We start from the raw sequence: 18,512 nt of genomic DNA, 5'->3' as shown, positions 1-18,512 counted from the left end.
CACGCCGCGCTCCGGCCCGATCAGTACAAGGGTTTCCGCCTTGCCCTGGGTCAGCGCAGAAAGATCCATACCGCGTAGCGAAAAACGCTGACGCACTTGCCCGGTTACCTGGAAATGCAGCTTCCCGTCCAGCGTGCCATCCGTTTTTGCCTCGCGCTGCGCCCATTGCGCCCCGACTTCATCGGTTCTGGCCTGCAAGGGCTCTTTTTCAATGCGCCGACTGCCCAGTTCGCGCCCCAAATCGGACTTAAGCAGTTCCAGACGGCGCAATAGCTGATCAACAAAATCAAGCGATTGCTGGGCGCTCGTCAATTGCTGATTCAACTGCGTACTATAACGCCAGCCCGACACCGCTGATTCGCGCTGGCCACGGTTTTCCGTGTCAGCGGTGGCGGATAGCGACCCTGTACGCGCAGCAGCCACAACGGGCTCGGCCAGCCGGCCTTTTTTGCCAAGTGCCGGCGTATCCAGTGTCGTCAACAAGGAGCGCATATCCGTCCTCAGATCACATTAAACAAGGTCAGCTGGCTGACCTTGCCGTAGGCCTTCTGGCTTGCCTGCAGGGCAAGTGTGTAGGCATTCATTTTGATGAAGGCCTCCGCATAGTCGAGCCGGCCGATATCGGTTGCATTTTTCTGGTTGGCAAGACTGACGTTGCTGTGGTTGTCGGCCATCATCTTGATGATGTTCTGCGCCCCGCCCTGCTGGGCGATCTTGCTGCCTATCATCTGGTGCGCACTATCCAGCACACCCAAGGTTTTGCGCACATCATCACCCACGGCCGCCGCCGTCAAGGCAGGATCGTCCAGCTTCACAATCAGCGCTTCCAGCTGGTTGAGCATGTCGGGCAACTGCGCCAGCGTGGTATTCGACACCTGACTGACGCCATGCCCCACAACCACCGGGATCGTCTCCTCATTGCCGGCAAAACTATACACACCGGCTGTGGCATCACGCTGGATGGCAGGCTTATCATTGGCTGTACCGGAAAAAAGATAGCGCCCCTCCTGGTCACGGACATTGGCAGAAAACACCAGACTATCACGCAGACTTTTAAGCGAGCTGCCCATGGCCTTCAGATCGGCAGCCGTATTGCTGCCATCGGCCGCCCACACCAGCAAGTCACGCATCTGCATCATGTCATTGCTGATGCTATCCAGATGCGCCTCGTTCAACGACAAGCGCGTGCTAAGCGCAGTGATATTGGAAAGATACTGGCCGATGGCCGCCTCCTCGCGCTCCAGACGCAGCAGGCGCACGCTGGCTATCGGATCATCGGAGGGCACATTCAGACGGTTACCCGATGACATCTGCTGCCCAAGCTCGGCCAATTTGGCGTTATTGTCCTGCATCACGGCATTCATGGCACTGTGGTACTGGGTGCTGGCGATACGCATCTTCAACTCCTTACAAAATGGCCAGCGTGCTGTCGAACAGCTCGCCAGCCACGGCGATCACCTTCATATTCGCCTGATACATTTTCTGAAACTCGATCAGGTTAACCGCCTCGTCGTCGCTACGCACGCCGCTGGTCGACTTCCATGCGCTCTCGGCCTCGGCACGCACGGCCTTAGCCGTCCCCAGCGAAGCCTTGTTCTGCTGACTGGCAATGGCCAGCTGCCCGACCAGCTGCGCATAGGCATCGCCAAAGCTCACCTTGCCAAGAGCGGCGATATCCACCTTTTCTTCACGAATACCGATCAGTGCATTCAGATTGCCGCTATTGGCCGGCGTGCCGGCAATAGAGGAAAAAGCCAGCTCTTCGGCCTTAAGCGACGCCAGCCTGACCGAGCCATCAGACGCGCCGATAATAAATAACCGCTCGCCTGGATTACCCTGCAAATCAAAACCTTTGCCCAGCACCTCGTTTGTCCGCGTCGCCAGCTGGCCCATCAGGCTCTTGACTGCCGTCAGCTGCGGGCGCAGCACATTTTTTTCATAGTCGCCCAGCCCCCCCAGCGTGCCGCCGGCGCGCTCGTCGCTCAACACAAAGCGCTCATTGGCAAACTGCAAGGTCAAGCGCTGGGAGCCATCCTGCTGCGGCTCGACCGATAGTGCAGCGGCCGTATCACCTACCACCAAAGGCGCCCCCCCCGGCAAGCTGATGCTCTTGCTGCCATCACCCAGCGTAGTCACGCGCACATCAACCAACGCGGCCAAGGCGTCGATCCGGCGATCACGCTCATCCAGCAAGCCGGCTACATTGCTGCTCATCGCCTCGGCTGCGGCCACTTTCTGATTTAACTGTGCCACCTGCTGCGACAACAAATTGATTTGGCCGACCACGGCTGCGCGCTGCTCGCCCACCGATGCCAACTGTACATTCAACACCCGGTTGAGATTGTCGCTGCGGCGCACCAGTGCGTCGGCCTCACTAATGACTTGCTGGCGCAAAGGCAGGGAAGCCGGCTCGACACTGACCGCATTCAGAGCGGCATAGAATTTGTCCAGACCAGCCGACAAGCTGGTACCACTACTGCCCATCACCTGTTCCAGTTGCTGGAAATATTCGCGTGAAGCTGCAAGCTGGCCCTGTTGTGATTGTGCCTGCCACATCTGCAGGTTTTTATAGGTATCGCTGTAGCGGTGAATGGCAAGAACATCCACGCCGGAGCCGGCGCTCAGGCGATCGCCGCTGGCGGCCGACAACGGCGACAACACCACACTCTGGCGCGAATAGCCCGGAGTCATCACGTTGGAAATATTCTGGCTGATGGTATTTAGCGCGGCCTGGGCCGCACTGGCACCGGACAGTGCATTGCTGGTCATGCGCATAATATGGACTCGTTATCGATAGCTGTCGTGGCAAACCGGGCCGCAGAAGCCACGCCCTGCCCATCAAGAGCGACCATAAAGGACTAATCCTTAAGTTCCTGCACGACAGAGGCAGGGGTCAACTGGCGTAAAATGGCATCCGCCACACCAAAAGCACGCGAACGGGCGATCTGGTCGGCAACTGCCATCTGCGCGATACCGGACAGCTCACTGCCGCTGCCCTTGCCGAACAGGCCTTGTTCGCCGGCAATCGCCTGCGTTCCCTTATCCATGTCCTTGAACATTTCGCGCACAAACACCGCCTCGAACGCTTCGGCCGCCTGCGCTGCTTTTTGCTGCCACGCGGCATCGGCCACGGCAGGCTGCGTATCGGCCACGACTTCGCTCGCAAGCGGCAGAGCACTCTGCATATGGGTTTTAAGCATGGTCTTTCCTTAAATGACTACCAGCTCGCCATCTATCGCGCCGGCCTGATCCAGCGCCTGCAGGATGGACATGATGTCGTCCGGCGACGCACCTATGCTGTTGACGGTATCGATAATGCTTTGCAATTTTACGCCGGCCGGCCAGCGGAACATGCGGCCATTGCCTTCGGCCACCTGCACCTGGGATTGCGGTACGACTTCGGTACGCCCGCCGGCAAAGGCATTCGGCTGGCTGACCGCATCCTGCTCGCCGATAATCACCCGCAAGCTGCCATGCGACACGGCGGCGGCGCGCACGGTCACGCCCTGACTGATGACCACGGTGCCGGTGCGCGAATTGAATACCACGCGCGGCAGCTCGTCGCCGGTGGCGATATTCAGCCGCTCCAAACGGGCAACAAAAGCAACCCGCTCGGTCGGGTTAAGTGGTGCCAGCACCTCGATCGAGGTGGCATCACGGGTCGAGGCCAGCGCGCCGAACTGGCGGTTAATGGTATTGACGATATTGGTCGAGGTCTGGAAATTGGGCCGCTTCAGGCTCAGACGGATGCTGGGCCCTGCATCGAAATCGGTGACGATCTCGCGCTCGACCGAAGCGCCATTGGGAATGCGCCCGGAAGTCGGGGTATTGACGGTGACACTGGAGCCGCTCTTGCCCTGCGCCGACAAGCCGCCCACCACCACGCTCCCCTGAGCCAGCGCATAGACCTCGCCATCGGCCGCTTTAAGCGTGGTCAGCAGCAAGGTGCCTCCCCTGAGGCTCTTGGCATCCCCCAGCGACGACACATTCACGTCTACGGTCTGCCCCTTGCGGTAACCGGGCGGCAATACCGCACTCACCATCACCGCAGCCACATTTTTGACCTTGGTGTCGCCTCTCTCCGGCTGTTTCAGGCCGAACTGATTCAGCAGATTGGCGACCGACTGGCCGGAAAACTTTACCTGGGCATTGTCGCCCGAGCCATCCAGCCCGACGACAATACCGTAACCTATCAACTGGTTCTCGCGTATACCTTCAATACTGACAAGATTGCGCAATAGCTGCGCCTGCGCAAGCATAGGCACACATAACAGCAGCAGGCGCAACAGGGGAAAGAACGGCATCAACTGGCCTTTCAGAACGGCATCCATGGACTATTGAACACCCGCATCAGCCAGCCGGCGGCGTTGGCATCGCTCAAGGCGCCACGCCCTGCGTAACCGATGCGGGCATTGGCAATGCGTTGCGAGGAAATGCGGTTATTGCTGTCTACATCATCGACGCGGACATAACCGGCCAGGCGCAAATACTCTTCGCCCTGATTCAGGGTCAGCTGCTTTTCACCCTTGACCAGCATCAGGCCGTTGGGCAATACCTGCTGCACGACAACCGTCAATGAGCCGGACAGGCTGTTCTGCTGCGATGACGCGGCTGCGCCATTGAAATTACGCCCGGCATCGATGCCGACATTGGTCTTATAGGTATTGCTGCCGATCACAGCCGGGCTGATGTCCACCCCGGACTTTTTGTCGAACTGGGTACCGGCACGCTTGCTCGCCTGGGTGGTTTCTTCCAGCACCACCGTCAGTACATCGCCCGGACGAAACGCGCGCTTATCCGCCACCAGCGACGCCGCACCATAAGCCGAAAACACGCCACCGCCGCTGCCTTTGGCACTGGCCAAAGGTACTGGCGGCAGTTCGGGCTCGCTCTCCCTGACCTGCGGCATCTGGGCGCAACCTGCAAGCAAAACCAGGCCAAGCCAGAACATGTATCTCATCGTGCCGACTGGGCCAGGTTCTGCATCATATTGTCGGCTGCTGACAGCACCTTGGTATTCATCTCGTAGGTGCGCTGCGCCGCAATCATTTCAACCATTTCTTCGACCACCTGCACATTCGAACCTTCCAGCGCGCCCTGCTTGAGCTTGCCCATGCCATCCGCACCCGGATTGCCCTCGACCGGTGCGCCGCTGGCATCGGTTTCCTGAAACAGATTGCCGCCCAAGGCCAGCAGGCCGGTCGGATTCACGAAGCTGGCCAGCGTCAACTGCCCCACAGCCTGCAACTGGGTCGAGCCGGGCACGCCGACAGACACCTGACCACTTTCGCTGATGGTGACCGATGTGGCATTAGCCGGCAGCGTCATGGCCGGCACCAGCGGCAGCCCTTGCGCGGTCACCAGTTGCCCTTCGGCATTGACCTGCAGCTGCCCCGCACGGGTATAGCCGGTATTGCCGTCGGCCATCTGCACTTGCAGAAAACCCTGACCGATAATGGCCACGTCCATGGCTTGTCCGGTCGTGGAAATCGCCCCGCCGGTAAACACCTTCTGCGTGCCGGCCAAGCGTGTGCCATTACCGAACTGCACGCCGGAAGGCGCCAGATTATTGGCATCGACCTGTGCACCGGGCTGGCGCTCGATCTGGTAAAACAAGTCTTCGAATACCAACCGGTCGCGCTTGAAACCCACGGTATTGGCATTGGCCAGATTATTGGCAATCGCCCCCAGGCGCGCATCCTGCGCCTGAATGCCGGTCTTGCTGATCCATAAAGCCGGATTCATGATCTTCTCCTTGGCTTAGCCGCGCACCAGACGATTGCCGGCATCGGCCATTTCACTGGCGGTATTGAACATTTTCATCTGCAATTCAAAATCGCGCCCCAAAGCCATGGTCGCAATCATTTCCTCGACCGCCGACACATTGCTGCGCTCCAGATGCCCGCCCTTGACGCGCACTGTATCGTCTGCCGGCAAAGTCCCGCCTGCACGGCTGATAATGAAACCGTTGCCATTCTTGCTCAGCTCTTCCGGCACCGGCCTGACCAACTTGAGCTTGGCTACCGGCTGCATCAGCGTTTCACCCTGCGCCTGCACCGACAAAGTCCCATCGGCAGCAATCGCCAACTGGCTAAATGGCGGCAGCGTGATCGCACCGCCATCGCCCAGCACCGGCCGGCCCTGTACGCTCAGCGTGCCATCGGCACCAACATCCAGACTGCCGGCGCGGGTATACACCTCCTGCCCGCCATCAAGCACCGCCAGAAAGCCCTCGCCCTCGATCGCCACATCCAGCTCGCGCCCGGTCGCATGAATCGCACCGGGCCTGCTATTGACCGCAGAGGGTTCCAGCCTTGTCACATGGCGGGCATCAAAACCGCTGCCGGCTACCGCCTGGCTGCGGGCCACGCCAAAATCGGCGCGAAAACCGCCCGTTTCGCTATTGGCCAGATTATTGGCATGTACCTGCTGCGCCTTGAGTGCACGGTTGGCTCCGCTCATGGCGGTAAATATCAGCGCGTCCATAATCGCCTTAGATTGCCTGCATCAGGGCCTGAATCGCCTGACTCTCGGCCGTAATCACCTTGGTGTTGGCCTGATAGCTGCGCTGCGCACTCATCAGTTTCACCAGTTCACCGGTCATATCGACGTTGGAGCCTTCCAGTACGCCAGCCGCCAGCACGCCAGCCTTGCCGTTACCCGGCACCGACACTACGGCGGTACCGGAAGCGGGCGAATCTATCCAGCTGGCACCGGATACCGGCGATAGCCCGGCCTCGTTGGGGAAGTTGGCAATGGCCAATACCCCGACCGCCATGCGCTGGCCATTACTGTATTGGGCGACCAGTTCGCCATTGCTTTCGATGCGGACCCCGGTCATCACACCCGAGGCATAGCCGTTAACGCTATTGGCCAAGGTGGTGCTTTCACCGGCAAACAAGGTGGTACCCGAGTAGTCGACATTGACCGTCAACGGAGCAGCACCCGCAGGCGTACCCAGGGCAAGAGAGTTGATGGCAGGCACGTTCAGCTGACCATCTGCGCCGAAAGTCAGCGTAGCGGGCGCGCCGGCCGGCTTGCCATCCAGCGTATATTGCACTTGGACTTCGTTGTCTCCCGTCCGGACAAAATACTGGGTCAGGTTATGCTTGTCGCCACGCGAGTCATACACCACCGAGACGGTCGAGGCATTGAAAGTCGACGGGTCGTTCTTATCGAAGGTTCCGGTCATCTTCGTCCACGCGGTAGACAGGTTACCGGTGTATTTGAGCGCAGTGCTGGCCATGGCCGGGATCTGGCCGGATGGGATTTTAAGATCGCCCAGCGCTCCCATCGCACCATTTGCCGCATTCATGGCATAGCCCTGCACGCGTCGCGCCGAACCGTCGACCAGAAAACCGTCCTTGTCGGTATTGAACATGCCGACCCGCGTGTACTGGTCCGAGCCGTCGCTGCCACGGGTAATAAAGAAGCCGCTACCGTCAATGGCCGCATCCAGCAGGCGTCCGGTCGACTGCATCCCACCCATGCGGGCAATATCCTGCGTCCTGGAGGAGATACCGACACCCATCGCCTGCGAGCCCACATAGAGCGAGGCAAAGTTGGTGCGGCCAGTCTTGTAGCCATAGGACGAGGCGTTGGCAATATTGTTACTGATACTGTCCAGCTGGCTGCTGACAGCATTGATGCCGGAAACTGCGATTTCTAGACTCATGACTATCCTTGAGCGTCGCGGGTAGCCGAACCGCGCAACTGGGTAATGGAAGAAGCGGGAAACTCGCCCAGACCTGCCAGGCGCAGCAAGGGTTCGCCTCCGGACACGGGCAGGCGCACACTCTCGATACGCGCCTCGAACTCGAGCATCGGTTTTTTGCCGGATGCCGTCTGCACACTGACCTCATAGCGGCCGGCAGGCAATTTCAGCGCCGCCGGATCAATGCTGAAAGCAGACGCGCCTTCCGGCTGCGCGCCCAGATCCACCTTGGTCTGGCTGCCATCCGCTGCCGTGAGCGTCACCGAAACCGCTTTTTCCGCACCGGATAGCGTCAGGTGGCCGCTAAGCGGGCCCGAATCGCTCGACAGTTCAAGCTTATTGGTAGAAACCCGCGACAGATGCCCGACCTGCCCCCCAAGCGCTAAGCCCTGCAGCTCGCGCATCATCAGGGCATTGCCCTTGAGCTCGGACAACATGGAAAGCGAAGTCTGCATCTGGTTCATCTGCACCAGTTGGTTGACGAACTGGGCAGGGTCGCTGGGCGACAACGGGTCCTGATTCTTGATCTGCGCCATCAGCAAAGTCATGAACATGTCTGCATCGCCCAAGGCTTGACCGGCAGCCTTGGCAACCGGCGCCTCCCCCTTGGGTCCGCCAGTTTGCCGCTCATCGACTGTCACGCCTGAAATTGCCATCAGCCTTCTCCCATCTTGAGCAGGTCGCCCTGCATGGAGCGTACCCGGGTCATCACTTCGACATTGGTTTGAAAAGCGCGCGAGGCCGCCATCATGTCGGTCATTTCCTCGACCGGATTCACATTGGGGTAGAACACATTACCGTCCGCATCCGCCAGCGGGTTGCCCGGCTCATGCAGCTTGCGCAGTGGCGCCGGGCTTTTGACCACATCCAGCACCGCTACTGTCGCGCCTTGCCAGCCATCCGCGCCCCCTTGTGCCATGGCGGCAAACACTGGCTTGCGGGCGCGATAGGCCACGGCCTCCGAGCCCGAGGCAGACTCGGCATTGGCCAGATTACTGGCGATGGTATTCAGGCGAATGGTCTGCGCCGTCATGGCCGAACCCGCGATGCGGGAAATATCCCTGAAAGACATGATTTATTGCCCCGAAATGGCTTTGGCCAAGCCCCTGAATTTCATATTCAGGAAAGTCAGGCTGGTCTGGAAATCGCTGGTATTCTGGGCAAACTCAGCTTGTTCGACACCCAGTTCCACCGTATTGCCATCCAGCGATGCATGATTGGGCGTACGGTATTTTGCTGCCGTATCCAGCGCCATCTCCATATCGCCTTCGCCGCTCGTCGCCTGCTCCAGCGCAGCAGAAAAATCGATATCGCGAGCCTGGTAACCGGGCGTGCTTTCATTGGCCAGGTTAGATGCCAGAATGCGTGTACGCTCCGCCCTCAGTTTGAGCGCTTCAGGATGAATACCCAGCGCCTTGTCAAAAGCTATCCCCATTGACACCCCTAGCCATGTTCAATACCGTTGCTATGACTCAAGATACTGGTTAAGAATAAACCGGTAAAATTGATAGGGGATATTAATAAGCCCCCCGAGATACGTACATGTAATAATTACCAAGACAGCCAGAATGGCAATATTCACGAAGCCCTACCGCCAGGCACTGACGCTTGGCTTGTTATGTCTGGCCAAGTGTGCGCTTGCCGCCACGCCAGCCATACACCAACAACTCGATATCGCGGCAAACCAGGCACTGCTGTCGCAGGCAAAAGCCGGCGAAAAGCCGCCAGCGACCCAACTGAGCTTTATCCCGCCACGCGAAGCCGACCGCCTGCCTCCTTGCCCGTCCATGCTGCAAATACGCAATATCGACACCCGCAACCCCGGGCGCATGCGTTTTGCCGTGAGTTGCCCCGGCCTGTGGCAAAGCATATGGACAGTACGCGCCAGAATCCTCGCGTCTTCGCCGCAGACGCCAGAAACAGAAGCCACGCCCGACAAGACACAAAAGGGGAGTCGCAGCGAAGAAATAGCCACGCAAGACAGCAAGAAAGACGCAGGAGTCGAACCGACTCACCCGTCAGCGCCATCCAGATCAGGGGATGGGCGCGTGCTGATCAGACGCGGCGACAAGATAGACATCATCGCCAGTCGCCCCGGTATAGAAGTCAGGGTCAGCGCAGAAGCGCAAAATCATGGCAAGGCAGGGGATATCATACGGGTAAGGAATCTGGCCAGCGGCCGGATTTTCCCGGCCAGAGTCAGCGCGGCGGGGGTCGTTAGCCCGCTGGAGTAGTGGCACGCGCCTGGCGCTGGCGCAAGGACGTCACCACACTACTGAGTTTGGCGGCGTAATCCGGATCGGTAGCATAGCCACCTTGCGCCAGCGCACGGGCATAGGCTGCGCCATCACTTCCCACCCCCAGGGCGGCACGATAGCGCGGGTTTGAGGAAATCAGACGCGCATAGTCGTTAAAGGCTGCGGCGTAATCGGGATAGGCGCGAAAGGATTCGACGCTTTTGCGCGCCTGCCCGTCGACGAATTCATGAGTCATGCTGCGGGTGCGCTCACCTTGCCAGCCCTCCCCCGCCTTGATACCGAACAAATTGAAGCTATTCGCGCCGTCCTCGCGCACGATGGGGCGACGCCCCCAATCGGACTCCAGCGCCGCATGTGCCGCGACAATCTCCGGTGCCACGCCCAATGCGCTGGCTGCCTGACGCGCATAAGGCAAAACGGCGCTGGCAAAATCCTCCGCCGACCCTGCAAGCGAAACGGCGCGCGCAGCGCCAGCCTCACCCACCATGGCAAGCCGGCTATGCAGCCAGGCACCATCAGGTGAAAGCGCCGGCATCGCCTCGGATTCTCCGTGACGGATATAGTCACTGACCTCCTGCCGGGTTTGCCGGTAAAGTGCGGAAAACTGGCCGGCAGCGCCAGGGGCCGGCGCAGGCAGAGTGGCCGCAGCCGGCATCTCCCCCGCCACCAAAAATGGCAAACGCCGGGACTCAGGCAGAAACATAGACATCCTCGTCACCGAACATCACCCGGGTCAACAAGCCGTGCTGCTCGCTCATCAGCCGGCCATTGCGCGTATTCAGCGACTGGCAATGCTGCACCTTGATACACAAGGCTTCCCAATGTGCCCGGCAGCGCGTCGCGATATCGGCGGGCAAACGCATAAACACCTGTTCGATTGAAGTCAGCCTGCTAACACCCAATGCATCCCGCAACAAACGCTCGCGCTCACAGCGACTGCCATCCAGCGTTGCACTGAGTTGCAGAATGTTTTCGGCAAGCAATGCAAGCCGGGGCGCATCACAACGCACGATGGCGCCGAATTGCGCTTCCAGCAGATGCTCGAGCTCTGCGTAAGCACTACGGTCAGCCTGAATGCCGGCCATCAACTGCTTGAGCACTGCCGCGTTCATCATCCCTGATTGCCATGGTAGCGGGCGATCAGCCCGGCCAGTTTATCCGCATCAAAACCAATTTCACCGCGCGAGAGCGCCTGACGAATCGCGGCGACTTTATCCATATCTACCTCCGCCATGGCGGAAAGCGCATTCATCGCAGGCGTAATACGCGCAGACTCCGCGCTGCCTTGCTTCACCTCGGCCGGCATGGGAGAAGCGGGCGCACCGGTACGCTTGCCGGCGGGCAGTTCGCGCAGTTCTGTTCTTTGTGGTGTGATACGCATCTCTTGCCTCGTTTATCCTTGAACCTCTTACCTAGATAAGGCGACAGCAGCCGGCAAAAACTTAAAACTGTTCCGGCAAAGGTTTAAGCAAGGTGATGCGGCGGTTATCCAGACGGATGTAATGGCCGTATACCAGTTCTTTAAGGATACGCGCCACCATCTCGCGCGAAGAGCCGATACGTTCGGCTATTTCCTGTTGCGTAAAAGGTTTTTCCAGCTGCAATGCGCCATCTATTTCAACCATCACCTCGCCGAACAAGATGCGGATACGGCCGTAGACATCAAGCAAGGCCAGATTGCGGGCCACCAGCGACATGGTTCGCACCATGCCGGCCAGACGCAAAAGAATTTGCTGCCGGCTGACGGCACAAGGCAGACCATCCTTGTCATCGAACACCATCATCAAGTCCTGACGGCGGAACCTCAGCAGCTCGCACTCTTCATCGGCACAGCAGCCCCATGCACTGCCACCGCCATCCAGATAGGAGACTTCCCCCAATACATCGCCGGGCTTGCTGAACAGAAAAACAAAACGCTTGCCACTCCCATCTTCGGCACAGCACTGAATACGGCCGGACAGTTGCACATAAATAGCGTCGAGCACATCCCCTTCACGGAATAAGGTCTCCCCTTTACGCAAGCGCAACGGTATTCCCACATCCATTAAGCGCGCCAATGCGGCTTCGTCCAGCTCGGCAAAAAAATCGCATTGCGCGACCTGTTGCCGGATATTGTCATTATTTCGGGTCACGATTTCTGCTTTACACTTGCCATGACAACAGAATACCGCAGCAGAAACTATTAAGAAATCTGGCAGTAATCAGGCGGTTTTTCACTAACATTGTTTAATAACAACAGGTATTGATAACCAATGTTTGCGATAATACCGCATTGAATGACATGAGTGTAACAAAACACTTAATACTGCTATTTTTTATTGCATCGCAACAACACACTTAGCCAGACATCAGTGCGCCTTGACCAAGCGTTCTTGCAGCACCGAGGCAGGAGTCACATCCGGCCGGGCCGAGTTGACGCCGGGCATCAATGCTTCCGTCCGCCCGGGCATACCAAACATGGCGGACACCTGATGTGCCTGCTCCGTCGTCAACACCAGCATCTCGATACGCCGATTGGCCACCGCCGCCGGGTTCGCACGATCCAGCGGTGCCCTATCCGCCATGCCGACCACCTGCAAGATGCTGTCCTTAGGCATGCCGCCATCCAGCAAGTGGGCACGGGCAGTCATCGCCCGATTGCTGGACAAACTCCAGTTGGAAAAAGCGGCATGACTCTGGTTACGGAACTGCAGCGAATCGGTATGCCCGACAATCAGCAACTGGTTTTCTATGCCACGAAACATCGTCCCCATCCTGACCAGCAACAGGCGAAAACGCTCATTGATCGCGGAACTGCTGCGCTCAAACATCCCCTGCTCATCGGTGTCATGCAGCAGAATGCGCAAACCATAAGGCGTGACCACCGCCTGCATATTGCCGGCCAATCCGGCTTCGATCGAAAGCGTCGTCATCATGCGCGCCAGTTTCTGCATCGCCTGCTCGGAGTCAACACGCTGGCGCGCACCGGCAGAATCGTTCAGCGCCGAGGGCTGGCTGCTGCTCTTGACTTGGGTCTGGGCACGGCTGTCGCTTTGCGGCTGACCCGGAATCGGGTCACGCGGAATCAGGCTTCCTTTAGGATTTCCCGCGTGATCCAGTCGTACCGAACCACCTTCCGCCGTCATGGTCGCACCGCCCGCGTTCAATACCTTTTCCAGATTTTCCTGATCGCGTGCCGCCAGCACCCACAACACCATGAAGAGACACATCAAGGCCAGTACGAAATCGGCAAAAGCCACCTTCCAAGCCCCGCCATGGCCGGCATCGCCCCCGCGTTTGGAGACTTTCTTGATAATGGTGCTTTCGTGGTGCTCGTCTTTTCTGGCCATTGCCCGCTCCTTAGCTCACACCTTCAAGCGCATTAATCCACAATTCCAGTTGCGAGAAGCTGGGCTTGGTATTGAGCTGCACCAGACGACGACCGGCATCGATGGCCAACAGCGGCGGTTTGCCCGCCACATGGGTGACCAGCACCACCTTGACCGATTCGAAATTGGACATTTCTTCCTTCACCTGCTGGTGCATCATATTGCACAAGGGGTCAAGCACCCCGTAGCAGAAGAAAATACCGATAAAGGTCCCCACCATCGCCGCGCCCACCTTGGCAGCGATTTCGCCAGCCGTTGCGCCGGCGCCCACACTGTTCATCGCCATCACGATACCCAGCACCGCAGCCAGAATCCCGAAGCCGGGCATGCCCTCGGAAATCTTGTGCAACGATTTGGATGGCTGCTCCAGCTCCTCCTCGATGGATTCGATTTCGTGGTCCAGCACCCCTTCGAGCTCATGGGCATTGATCTTGCCCATGGCCATCAGGCGGAAGTTGTCAACGATAAAGGCCATTAATTTCGGCTCGTCCAGCACCAGCGGATAACGGGTAAACAACGGGCTTTGCGCCGGATTTTCCACATGCTCGTCCAGTGCCTTCAGGCCCTGGCTGGCGGTAATCAGCAACTCGTACATCAATAGCAACAGCTGGCGCTGAAATTCTGCGCCTTGTTTTTTGTGCAGGATGACACGCTTGAGCTGGCCGACCATTTCCTTAAGGACATGACCGGGGTTGCCCAGTACGATGGCTCCCAAGGCTGCACCGCAAATGATCAGCAATTCGATCGGCTGCCACAATACCGCCAAGGAGCCGCCATGGATCATGAAGCCGCCGAATACGCAGGCGAGGACAATGAAAATACCGAGTAGTTGCTGCATGTTTTGCTTTCAGGGGGTCAGGCGGCAAGCCGCATTTTCATTTTTTTCAGCGCGGCCTTGTTGATCTGGCATACACGTGCCTCGGTCAGATCGAGCACCAGCGCGATCTCCTTGAGGCTCAGGTCGAATTCGTAATACAGCTGGATCACACGTTGTTCGCGCTCATCCAGCAAGCGCAGGGCTTGTGCCAGACTCAAGCGGTCCAGCAAGGCCTCATCCGGACGCGACATCCCCCCCGGCTCATGCCCGGCCGCCAACAGCTCGTCCAGGCTGGCCATAGCCTCGGCACTCTCGGCTTGCATGGCGTTTCCATATGCCTGCGCGCTCAGACCCAGCAAGGCACAAGCCTCGGCCTCGCCAGGCTCGTGCCCGAGCTTGCGCGTCAGCTCGCGCAAACCATCGCGTATCTTGTGCGCATCCTGACGCACCGCACGCGGCCGCCAGTCCAGGCGGCGCAACTCGTCCAGAATCGCTCCGCGCACGCGCAAGACGGCAAAGCCGGCAAAACGCTCATCCGGCACCCCATAACGCCGCAGCGACTCCAATAAGGCCATCAGGCCTATTTGTTCCATATCCTCGCGCTCGATCACGGCCGCACACTGCGAAGACAGTTGGCGCACGATGCGTTTGACCAGTGGCAAATAGGCATCCAGCTGGCTGCCTTCGTCCTGCCACACCGTTTCTGCGTAATCGGCGTACATGCGCGTTACTCGATAATCAGCTTGGCAACCATGACCTCGGAGAACGGCATCGCTCGCCCCTCACCGGCAAACGTCGTCTTGTATGCCTGAGCCAGGCGCTGCTGGAAAGCATCGACGCTCATGGAGCTGGCTTGCGCCGCACCCAGCTGCGACAGGGAACGCACGGCAATACTGCGGAAAAACGGCAATTGTGCCTTGACCTCAGCCTCTTGCTTGTCCGATGTGCGAAACACCAGATCTATCGCCATAAACTGCTGGCTCGCCCCTTCGCTACCCTTGAGCATGACGATAACCTTGTCCAGACTGACAAACCGGCCATCCTTGACCACGGGTGCCGCAGGCTCTGCCGCCTTGGCATGCGTGGAAGTCCCCATCCAGAAGTACATGCCGCCGCCACCTGCCAGCACCGCCACCAGCGCGGCGACTACGCCGATTACTACCGATTTATTCATGAAAAACCTCAGACCCTGCTGAAACCCTGCCCCAGTTCGAACACCTCACCGGGGATATCTGCCTCGGCCAGCGCCTTGCCTGGCGTCTGCCCGCTCTGCTGCTGCCCACCCTGTCGTCCATGTCCCTGACCGGTGCCGGCCTGACCTTCACGCACATCAACGCTGACCTGGGAGAACTGACGCTGCGCCAGATCCTGGCGCAAGCCCTCACCTATAGTCTGCAACTGCCGGACTACATCAGGGTTGGAAGCCGTGAGCTGTACCGACAGCCCGCCGCCCTCATGCCGTATGCTGATTTCCAGCGCACCCAGCTTCGGCGGATCCAGCCTGATCAGCGCCTTATCCATGCCATGAGCGCTTTGAAGCTGCAGCCGCTCGCCCAATGCGCTACGCAAGGACTCGCCCCAACTGGCGCTCTTGCCGGCATCAAGCGAGAGTGGCGCCCACTCCGGCAACGATGCCGCCGCCTTAGCTCCTGTCGGCCAGAGAACGCCCATTCCGGCATCGCTTGCGATGGCCAGCCTGTTCATCTCGCCATCGGCAAGCGCTAGCGGCAACGAAGGTGAAAACCTAGGCGAAATTTCGCCAGACAATACGGAAGACGAATCCGCCTCCCTTGCCGGCACAGACGGCGGACTCGGCAGCGACTGAGCAGGCGCTGCCGCCTGGCGCAATAAATGAGAAGCAAAATCAGCCGCCGGCAACCCGTGCAACAAAGCAGCGCCCACAGCCGTCTCGCCCGCACGAACCGGGACAGCGGCCTGCGCGGCTGCATGCCGGCTCTCGATGGCCACACCTTCAACACCCTGATCGGCCGGTAACACGCCCGACCCTACCTCTACCTCTCTGGGGGGCATCATGGCGATGGCCATCATGGTCATGGCTGGCAATGCAGGTGCAGGCACGCCCATACTGCCAGCGGCCTCAAGCAGAGGGCCTTTGGGCTCGGTTTCTTCGCCAGGGAGCTGCTCTTCCTGCGGCAAATTTGCCAGCAAACCGGAAAAGAGCAGGTCGTCCGGGCTCGCCGCGTCGCAGGATGCGACAGGCGGAGTGACGGGCACAGCTTCCGGGCGTGCCGGCACCACAGACAAGGCAGGCGACATCATAAAAGCTCCGACTCACTGAAAAGTGCATAAGCTTGCTGCCCCTCGCGTGAGGAGGCCAGCAGTGCCATTTCCCGCGCCAGCTGTGCGCTATGGGCGCTGCAAATGGCGGCAGCTTCGCGATATGCCTCGCGCAAAGCCAGCAATAAGGCCAGCTCGCGCGTGACGTCGGGCTGGGCAAGATAATGCTGCAACTGCAAATCCAGCTGTGCCAGCCGCGTCCAGTCGCACGCTTCGGCCGCATGGATCAGTGCGCTCGGGTCAGGGGTGTGCGGCTTCATGCTGATCCCTTACCCCGATCCAGCCGCCCTTAAGCTGGGCCAGCAAAGCCAGAACTTCATCAATCTGCCCCACCTCCAGCTTGACGCTTGCGTCATACAGCCGGTAGGCACAGTAATCGTAAAGGCGGGCCAGATTGGTCACGACCTCGCCACCGCTATCAAAATCCAGTGCACCGGACAGGCCGTTCAGGATATTGATGCACTTGGTAATGCTGTCGCCCTTTTCCTCATAGCGACCGTGCTCGATATGGGCTCGCGCCCGCGCCAGCTCTTCCATCAGTCCATCGAACAACACCAGTACCAGCTCGACCGGCGATGCCTGACTGGTCTGCGACTCCAGATTCACTGCGTGATAATTGCGATACGCTTCGTAATCCATTTTCCCGCCCCTTGCCTCTGGCGCATCAAACGCCCAGATTGCTGTTCAACATTTCCACGGTTTTAGCCATTTGCGTCTGCAACTGCTGCAGCTGGCTGTACTGCTTGAGATAGCGCTGGTAAGCCTGGTCGTAATCCTGATCGATACGGCTCTGGCGCTTGTCCAGATCGGCCTTGAGCCCGGTTTCGGAATCCCTGCGCTGTTTGAGCACGCCCTTGGTCGAGCTCAGCCAGGTATCCAGATAGCTGCTGCCGGCTTTAAGCAGACCGCCAGATGCCGTCGTGCCGTTAAAAAAACTGTCCAGCGCATCCGGCTTGCTGTCCAGCAGTTTGCCCAGCTTGGTCTTGTCCAGCGTAAGCGTGCCGTCACGCGCGGCGCTGATACCCATGTCCGACAATTTGACCCCGCCGAAATCCTGACGGATCAGGCTGTTCAGCCGCTCACGCAGCGCACGCACACTGGCGTCCGAGGCAAAAGCGCCGGCCGCCTGCCCCTTTTCGGCATTGCCGGCCACCGTCAGGCTATTGATGTTTTTGAGCAGCGCGTTATAGCCGTCGACAAAGCCCTGCACATTGGCGGTGGTATCGGTGTCGCTGCGCGCAACATTCAGCACTAGCGGGGCATCACCCGCCCCCTGTGCCTTGCTCAGGTTCAAGGTGACGCCATCCACTACGGCAAAAGCATTGCTCGCCTGAGTCAGCTTGACCCCGGTATCCTTCGCCCCCATCCACACCACCGCATCCCTGGCCTCGGTCAGCTGCTTGCGTGCCGTGAGCGCACCCGCCAGCGCGGCATTGCCTGAGCTTAGCGTGATCGTATTGGCCGCCCCAGTCTGGCCAGCCGACAAGATCAGCGTGCTGCTGCCGTCCTGCCCGGTCACCACGCCGGCACTGAGCTTGCCGGCATTATCCTTATGCTGGTTGATGGCGCGTGCAATCTCGGTGGGCGACAAGCCGGAGACACCATCGGTGTCCGCATCCTTCAAGGAAATCGAAAAGCTCTTTGCCCCCACATTCACCGTCAGGGTTTCGCCACTCGCCACCGCCAGCCCGTTGGGCGGCACAAAACTGATCTGGTGCGCACTGGCCACCTGCTCGACAAACAGCGAATAGCGGCCGCCCTGAGCCTTGCCGGTCGCAGTCACCGTGGCGGCGCCATCGGGCGAGACGGTTGCGCTCATCGCCAGCATGTTTTTCTTGGCACTCAGCCCATCCAGTGCACTACGGAAATCCTGCAGCGATTTTTGCAAGCTGGCGAGGGCATCGCTGCGCCCCTTGCTGGCCTTGCTCTGCATATCAAGCTGCGCTTTCGCGCCTTGCACATAGTAGGTGGCCATCTGGCTGGCCATCTGGGCGGGATTGAAGTCGGTCATAGCAATATCCTGTTCGGGCAGTCCACCATAGTGTTAACTAGCGACC

General features: G+C 59.2%; 24 protein-coding genes and 1 pseudogene. 1 reads left to right on the top strand and 24 read right to left on the bottom strand.

The window, feature by feature from the left end:
* The 12 genes and pseudogenes from EGI20_RS04910 to flgB form a co-directional block, all read right to left on the bottom strand.
* Positions 1 to 492, bottom strand: a pseudogene (locus tag EGI20_RS04910) (hypothetical protein); the annotation flags it as partial.
* A gap of 8 nt (positions 493 to 500) precedes the next feature.
* Positions 501 to 1,397 (bottom strand): flagellar hook-associated protein FlgL, encoded by an 897-nt coding sequence (gene flgL / locus EGI20_RS04905; protein WP_498630117.1) that lies wholly within the window; start codon positions 1,395 to 1,397, stop codon positions 501 to 503.
* Positions 1,398 to 1,407: 10 nt separating this feature from the next.
* A complete protein-coding gene (gene flgK, locus EGI20_RS04900; protein WP_498630115.1) occupies positions 1,408 to 2,775 on the bottom strand; it encodes a flagellar hook-associated protein FlgK in 1,368 nt (455 codons plus the stop codon).
* Between the two features lie 83 nt (positions 2,776 to 2,858).
* Positions 2,859 to 3,200 carry a flagellar biosynthesis protein FlgJ gene (locus EGI20_RS04895; RefSeq protein ID WP_498630113.1) on the bottom strand — a complete coding sequence of 114 codons (342 nt, stop codon included), beginning with the start codon at positions 3,198 to 3,200 and terminating at the stop codon, positions 2,859 to 2,861.
* Positions 3,201 to 3,209: 9 nt separating this feature from the next.
* Positions 3,210 to 4,331 (bottom strand): flagellar basal body P-ring protein FlgI, encoded by a 1,122-nt coding sequence (locus tag EGI20_RS04890; protein WP_498630111.1) that lies wholly within the window; start codon positions 4,329 to 4,331, stop codon positions 3,210 to 3,212.
* A complete protein-coding gene (gene flgH, locus EGI20_RS04885; RefSeq protein WP_498630110.1) occupies positions 4,316 to 4,951 on the bottom strand; it encodes a flagellar basal body L-ring protein FlgH in 636 nt (211 codons plus the stop codon). The genes EGI20_RS04890 and flgH overlap by 16 nt, the downstream gene beginning before the upstream one ends.
* A gap of 5 nt (positions 4,952 to 4,956) precedes the next feature.
* The gene (gene flgG, locus EGI20_RS04880) at positions 4,957 to 5,745 is read right to left on the bottom strand and encodes a flagellar basal-body rod protein FlgG (RefSeq protein WP_124736337.1); all 789 of its coding nucleotides are present in this window, start codon (positions 5,743 to 5,745) and stop codon (positions 4,957 to 4,959) included.
* 15 nt (positions 5,746 to 5,760) lie between these two features.
* Positions 5,761 to 6,486, bottom strand: a complete 726-nt coding sequence (locus EGI20_RS04875) for a flagellar basal body rod protein FlgF (protein WP_498630108.1) — start codon at positions 6,484 to 6,486, stop codon at positions 5,761 to 5,763.
* 7 nt (positions 6,487 to 6,493) lie between these two features.
* Positions 6,494 to 7,675, bottom strand: a complete 1,182-nt coding sequence (locus tag EGI20_RS04870) for a flagellar hook protein FlgE (RefSeq protein WP_498630106.1) — start codon at positions 7,673 to 7,675, stop codon at positions 6,494 to 6,496.
* Between the two features lie 2 nt (positions 7,676 to 7,677).
* On the bottom strand, positions 7,678 to 8,370 hold the full coding sequence (locus EGI20_RS04865) for a flagellar hook capping FlgD N-terminal domain-containing protein (protein ID WP_498630104.1): 693 nt from the start codon (positions 8,368 to 8,370) through the stop codon (positions 7,678 to 7,680).
* On the bottom strand, positions 8,370 to 8,786 hold the full coding sequence (gene flgC / locus EGI20_RS04860; protein ID WP_160794547.1) for a flagellar basal body rod protein FlgC: 417 nt from the start codon (positions 8,784 to 8,786) through the stop codon (positions 8,370 to 8,372). The genes EGI20_RS04865 and flgC overlap by 1 nt, the downstream gene beginning before the upstream one ends.
* Positions 8,787 to 8,789: 3 nt before the next feature.
* Complete coding sequence (gene flgB, locus EGI20_RS04855) at positions 8,790 to 9,149, bottom strand: flagellar basal body rod protein FlgB (protein ID WP_124736332.1); 360 nt, start codon at positions 9,147 to 9,149, stop codon at positions 8,790 to 8,792.
* 133 nt (positions 9,150 to 9,282) lie between these two features.
* On the opposite strand from flgB, the gene flgA reads away from it, so the two are divergent.
* Complete coding sequence (flgA, locus tag EGI20_RS04850; protein ID WP_498630101.1) at positions 9,283 to 9,948, top strand: flagellar basal body P-ring formation chaperone FlgA; 666 nt, start codon at positions 9,283 to 9,285, stop codon at positions 9,946 to 9,948.
* Here the strand turns inward: flgA and flgJ are convergent.
* The 12 genes from flgJ to fliD all read right to left on the bottom strand — a co-directional run bounded on the left by flgJ (position 9,932) and on the right by fliD (position 18,466).
* The gene (gene flgJ / locus EGI20_RS04845; protein WP_498630099.1) at positions 9,932 to 10,675 is read right to left on the bottom strand and encodes a flagellar assembly peptidoglycan hydrolase FlgJ; all 744 of its coding nucleotides are present in this window, start codon (positions 10,673 to 10,675) and stop codon (positions 9,932 to 9,934) included. The two genes, flgA and flgJ, sit on opposite strands and share 17 nt — an antisense overlap.
* Entirely contained in the window at positions 10,662 to 11,087 is a 426-nt protein-coding gene (locus EGI20_RS04840; protein ID WP_498630097.1) for a flagellar protein FlgN, read from the bottom strand. The genes flgJ and EGI20_RS04840 overlap by 14 nt, the downstream gene beginning before the upstream one ends.
* Positions 11,084 to 11,353, bottom strand: coding sequence for a flagellar biosynthesis anti-sigma factor FlgM (flgM, locus tag EGI20_RS04835; RefSeq protein WP_498630095.1), 270 nt, complete (start codon positions 11,351 to 11,353; stop codon positions 11,084 to 11,086). Before flgM ends, EGI20_RS04840 begins: the two co-directional genes overlap by 4 nt.
* 61 nt (positions 11,354 to 11,414) lie before the next feature.
* Positions 11,415 to 12,104 carry a Crp/Fnr family transcriptional regulator gene (locus tag EGI20_RS04830; RefSeq protein WP_498630093.1) on the bottom strand — a complete coding sequence of 230 codons (690 nt, stop codon included), beginning with the start codon at positions 12,102 to 12,104 and terminating at the stop codon, positions 11,415 to 11,417.
* A gap of 216 nt (positions 12,105 to 12,320) precedes the next feature.
* Entirely contained in the window at positions 12,321 to 13,301 is a 981-nt protein-coding gene (locus EGI20_RS04825) for a flagellar motor protein MotB (protein WP_498630091.1), read from the bottom strand.
* Positions 13,302 to 13,311: 10 nt separating this feature from the next.
* Positions 13,312 to 14,178, bottom strand: a complete 867-nt coding sequence (gene motA, locus EGI20_RS04820) for a flagellar motor stator protein MotA (protein ID WP_124736326.1) — start codon at positions 14,176 to 14,178, stop codon at positions 13,312 to 13,314.
* Between the two features lie 17 nt (positions 14,179 to 14,195).
* Positions 14,196 to 14,879 (bottom strand): FliA/WhiG family RNA polymerase sigma factor, encoded by a 684-nt coding sequence (locus EGI20_RS04815; RefSeq protein WP_498630089.1) that lies wholly within the window; start codon positions 14,877 to 14,879, stop codon positions 14,196 to 14,198.
* A 5-nt stretch (positions 14,880 to 14,884) separates the two neighbouring features.
* Positions 14,885 to 15,331, bottom strand: a complete 447-nt coding sequence (locus EGI20_RS04810) for a flagellar basal body-associated FliL family protein (protein WP_498630088.1) — start codon at positions 15,329 to 15,331, stop codon at positions 14,885 to 14,887.
* An 8-nt stretch (positions 15,332 to 15,339) separates the two neighbouring features.
* Positions 15,340 to 16,437: a flagellar hook-length control protein FliK gene (locus EGI20_RS04805; protein WP_498630086.1), complete on the bottom strand. Its 1,098-nt coding sequence runs from the start codon at positions 16,435 to 16,437 to the stop codon at positions 15,340 to 15,342.
* Complete coding sequence (locus EGI20_RS04800) at positions 16,434 to 16,715, bottom strand: hypothetical protein (RefSeq protein ID WP_498630084.1); 282 nt, start codon at positions 16,713 to 16,715, stop codon at positions 16,434 to 16,436. The genes EGI20_RS04805 and EGI20_RS04800 overlap by 4 nt, the downstream gene beginning before the upstream one ends.
* On the bottom strand, positions 16,696 to 17,094 hold the full coding sequence (gene fliS / locus EGI20_RS04795) for a flagellar export chaperone FliS (RefSeq protein ID WP_124736322.1): 399 nt from the start codon (positions 17,092 to 17,094) through the stop codon (positions 16,696 to 16,698). Before fliS ends, EGI20_RS04800 begins: the two co-directional genes overlap by 20 nt.
* A 25-nt stretch (positions 17,095 to 17,119) precedes the next feature.
* Positions 17,120 to 18,466 carry a flagellar filament capping protein FliD gene (fliD, locus tag EGI20_RS04790; protein ID WP_498630081.1) on the bottom strand — a complete coding sequence of 449 codons (1,347 nt, stop codon included), beginning with the start codon at positions 18,464 to 18,466 and terminating at the stop codon, positions 17,120 to 17,122.
* Between the last annotated feature and the right edge of the window lie 46 nt (positions 18,467 to 18,512).

It is taken from the genome of Aquitalea sp. S1-19 (assembly GCF_024343515.1).
The sequence above is the reverse complement of the archived record's forward strand: the minus strand, read 5'-3'. Positions and strand labels throughout refer to the sequence as shown.

Coding starts and splice junctions, on each gene's coding strand:
- flgL (WP_498630117.1), bottom strand. CDS start 1,397: ATGCGTATCGCCAGCACCCAGTACCACAGTGCCATGAATGCCGTGATG.
- flgK (WP_498630115.1), bottom strand. CDS start 2,775: ATGCGCATGACCAGCAATGCACTGTCCGGTGCCAGTGCGGCCCAGGCC.
- EGI20_RS04895 (WP_498630113.1), bottom strand. CDS start 3,200: ATGCTTAAAACCCATATGCAGAGTGCTCTGCCGCTTGCGAGCGAAGTC.
- EGI20_RS04890 (WP_498630111.1), bottom strand. CDS start 4,331: ATGGATGCCGTTCTGAAAGGCCAGTTGATGCCGTTCTTTCCCCTGTTG.
- flgH (WP_498630110.1), bottom strand. CDS start 4,951: ATGTTCTGGCTTGGCCTGGTTTTGCTTGCAGGTTGCGCCCAGATGCCG.
- flgG (WP_124736337.1), bottom strand. CDS start 5,745: ATGAATCCGGCTTTATGGATCAGCAAGACCGGCATTCAGGCGCAGGAT.
- EGI20_RS04875 (WP_498630108.1), bottom strand. CDS start 6,486: ATGGACGCGCTGATATTTACCGCCATGAGCGGAGCCAACCGTGCACTC.
- EGI20_RS04870 (WP_498630106.1), bottom strand. CDS start 7,675: ATGAGTCTAGAAATCGCAGTTTCCGGCATCAATGCTGTCAGCAGCCAG.
- EGI20_RS04865 (WP_498630104.1), bottom strand. CDS start 8,370: ATGGCAATTTCAGGCGTGACAGTCGATGAGCGGCAAACTGGCGGACCC.
- flgC (WP_160794547.1), bottom strand. CDS start 8,786: ATGTCTTTCAGGGATATTTCCCGCATCGCGGGTTCGGCCATGACGGCG.
- flgB (WP_124736332.1), bottom strand. CDS start 9,149: ATGGGGATAGCTTTTGACAAGGCGCTGGGTATTCATCCTGAAGCGCTC.
- flgA (WP_498630101.1), top strand. CDS start 9,283: ATGGCAATATTCACGAAGCCCTACCGCCAGGCACTGACGCTTGGCTTG.
- flgJ (WP_498630099.1), bottom strand. CDS start 10,675: ATGTTTCTGCCTGAGTCCCGGCGTTTGCCATTTTTGGTGGCGGGGGAG.
- EGI20_RS04840 (WP_498630097.1), bottom strand. CDS start 11,087: ATGATGAACGCGGCAGTGCTCAAGCAGTTGATGGCCGGCATTCAGGCT.
- flgM (WP_498630095.1), bottom strand. CDS start 11,353: ATGCGTATCACACCACAAAGAACAGAACTGCGCGAACTGCCCGCCGGC.
- EGI20_RS04825 (WP_498630091.1), bottom strand. CDS start 13,301: ATGGCCAGAAAAGACGAGCACCACGAAAGCACCATTATCAAGAAAGTC.
- motA (WP_124736326.1), bottom strand. CDS start 14,178: ATGCAGCAACTACTCGGTATTTTCATTGTCCTCGCCTGCGTATTCGGC.
- EGI20_RS04815 (WP_498630089.1), bottom strand. CDS start 14,879: ATGTACGCCGATTACGCAGAAACGGTGTGGCAGGACGAAGGCAGCCAG.
- EGI20_RS04810 (WP_498630088.1), bottom strand. CDS start 15,331: ATGAATAAATCGGTAGTAATCGGCGTAGTCGCCGCGCTGGTGGCGGTG.
- EGI20_RS04805 (WP_498630086.1), bottom strand. CDS start 16,437: ATGATGTCGCCTGCCTTGTCTGTGGTGCCGGCACGCCCGGAAGCTGTG.
- EGI20_RS04800 (WP_498630084.1), bottom strand. CDS start 16,715: ATGAAGCCGCACACCCCTGACCCGAGCGCACTGATCCATGCGGCCGAA.
- fliS (WP_124736322.1), bottom strand. CDS start 17,094: ATGGATTACGAAGCGTATCGCAATTATCACGCAGTGAATCTGGAGTCG.
- fliD (WP_498630081.1), bottom strand. CDS start 18,466: ATGACCGACTTCAATCCCGCCCAGATGGCCAGCCAGATGGCCACCTAC.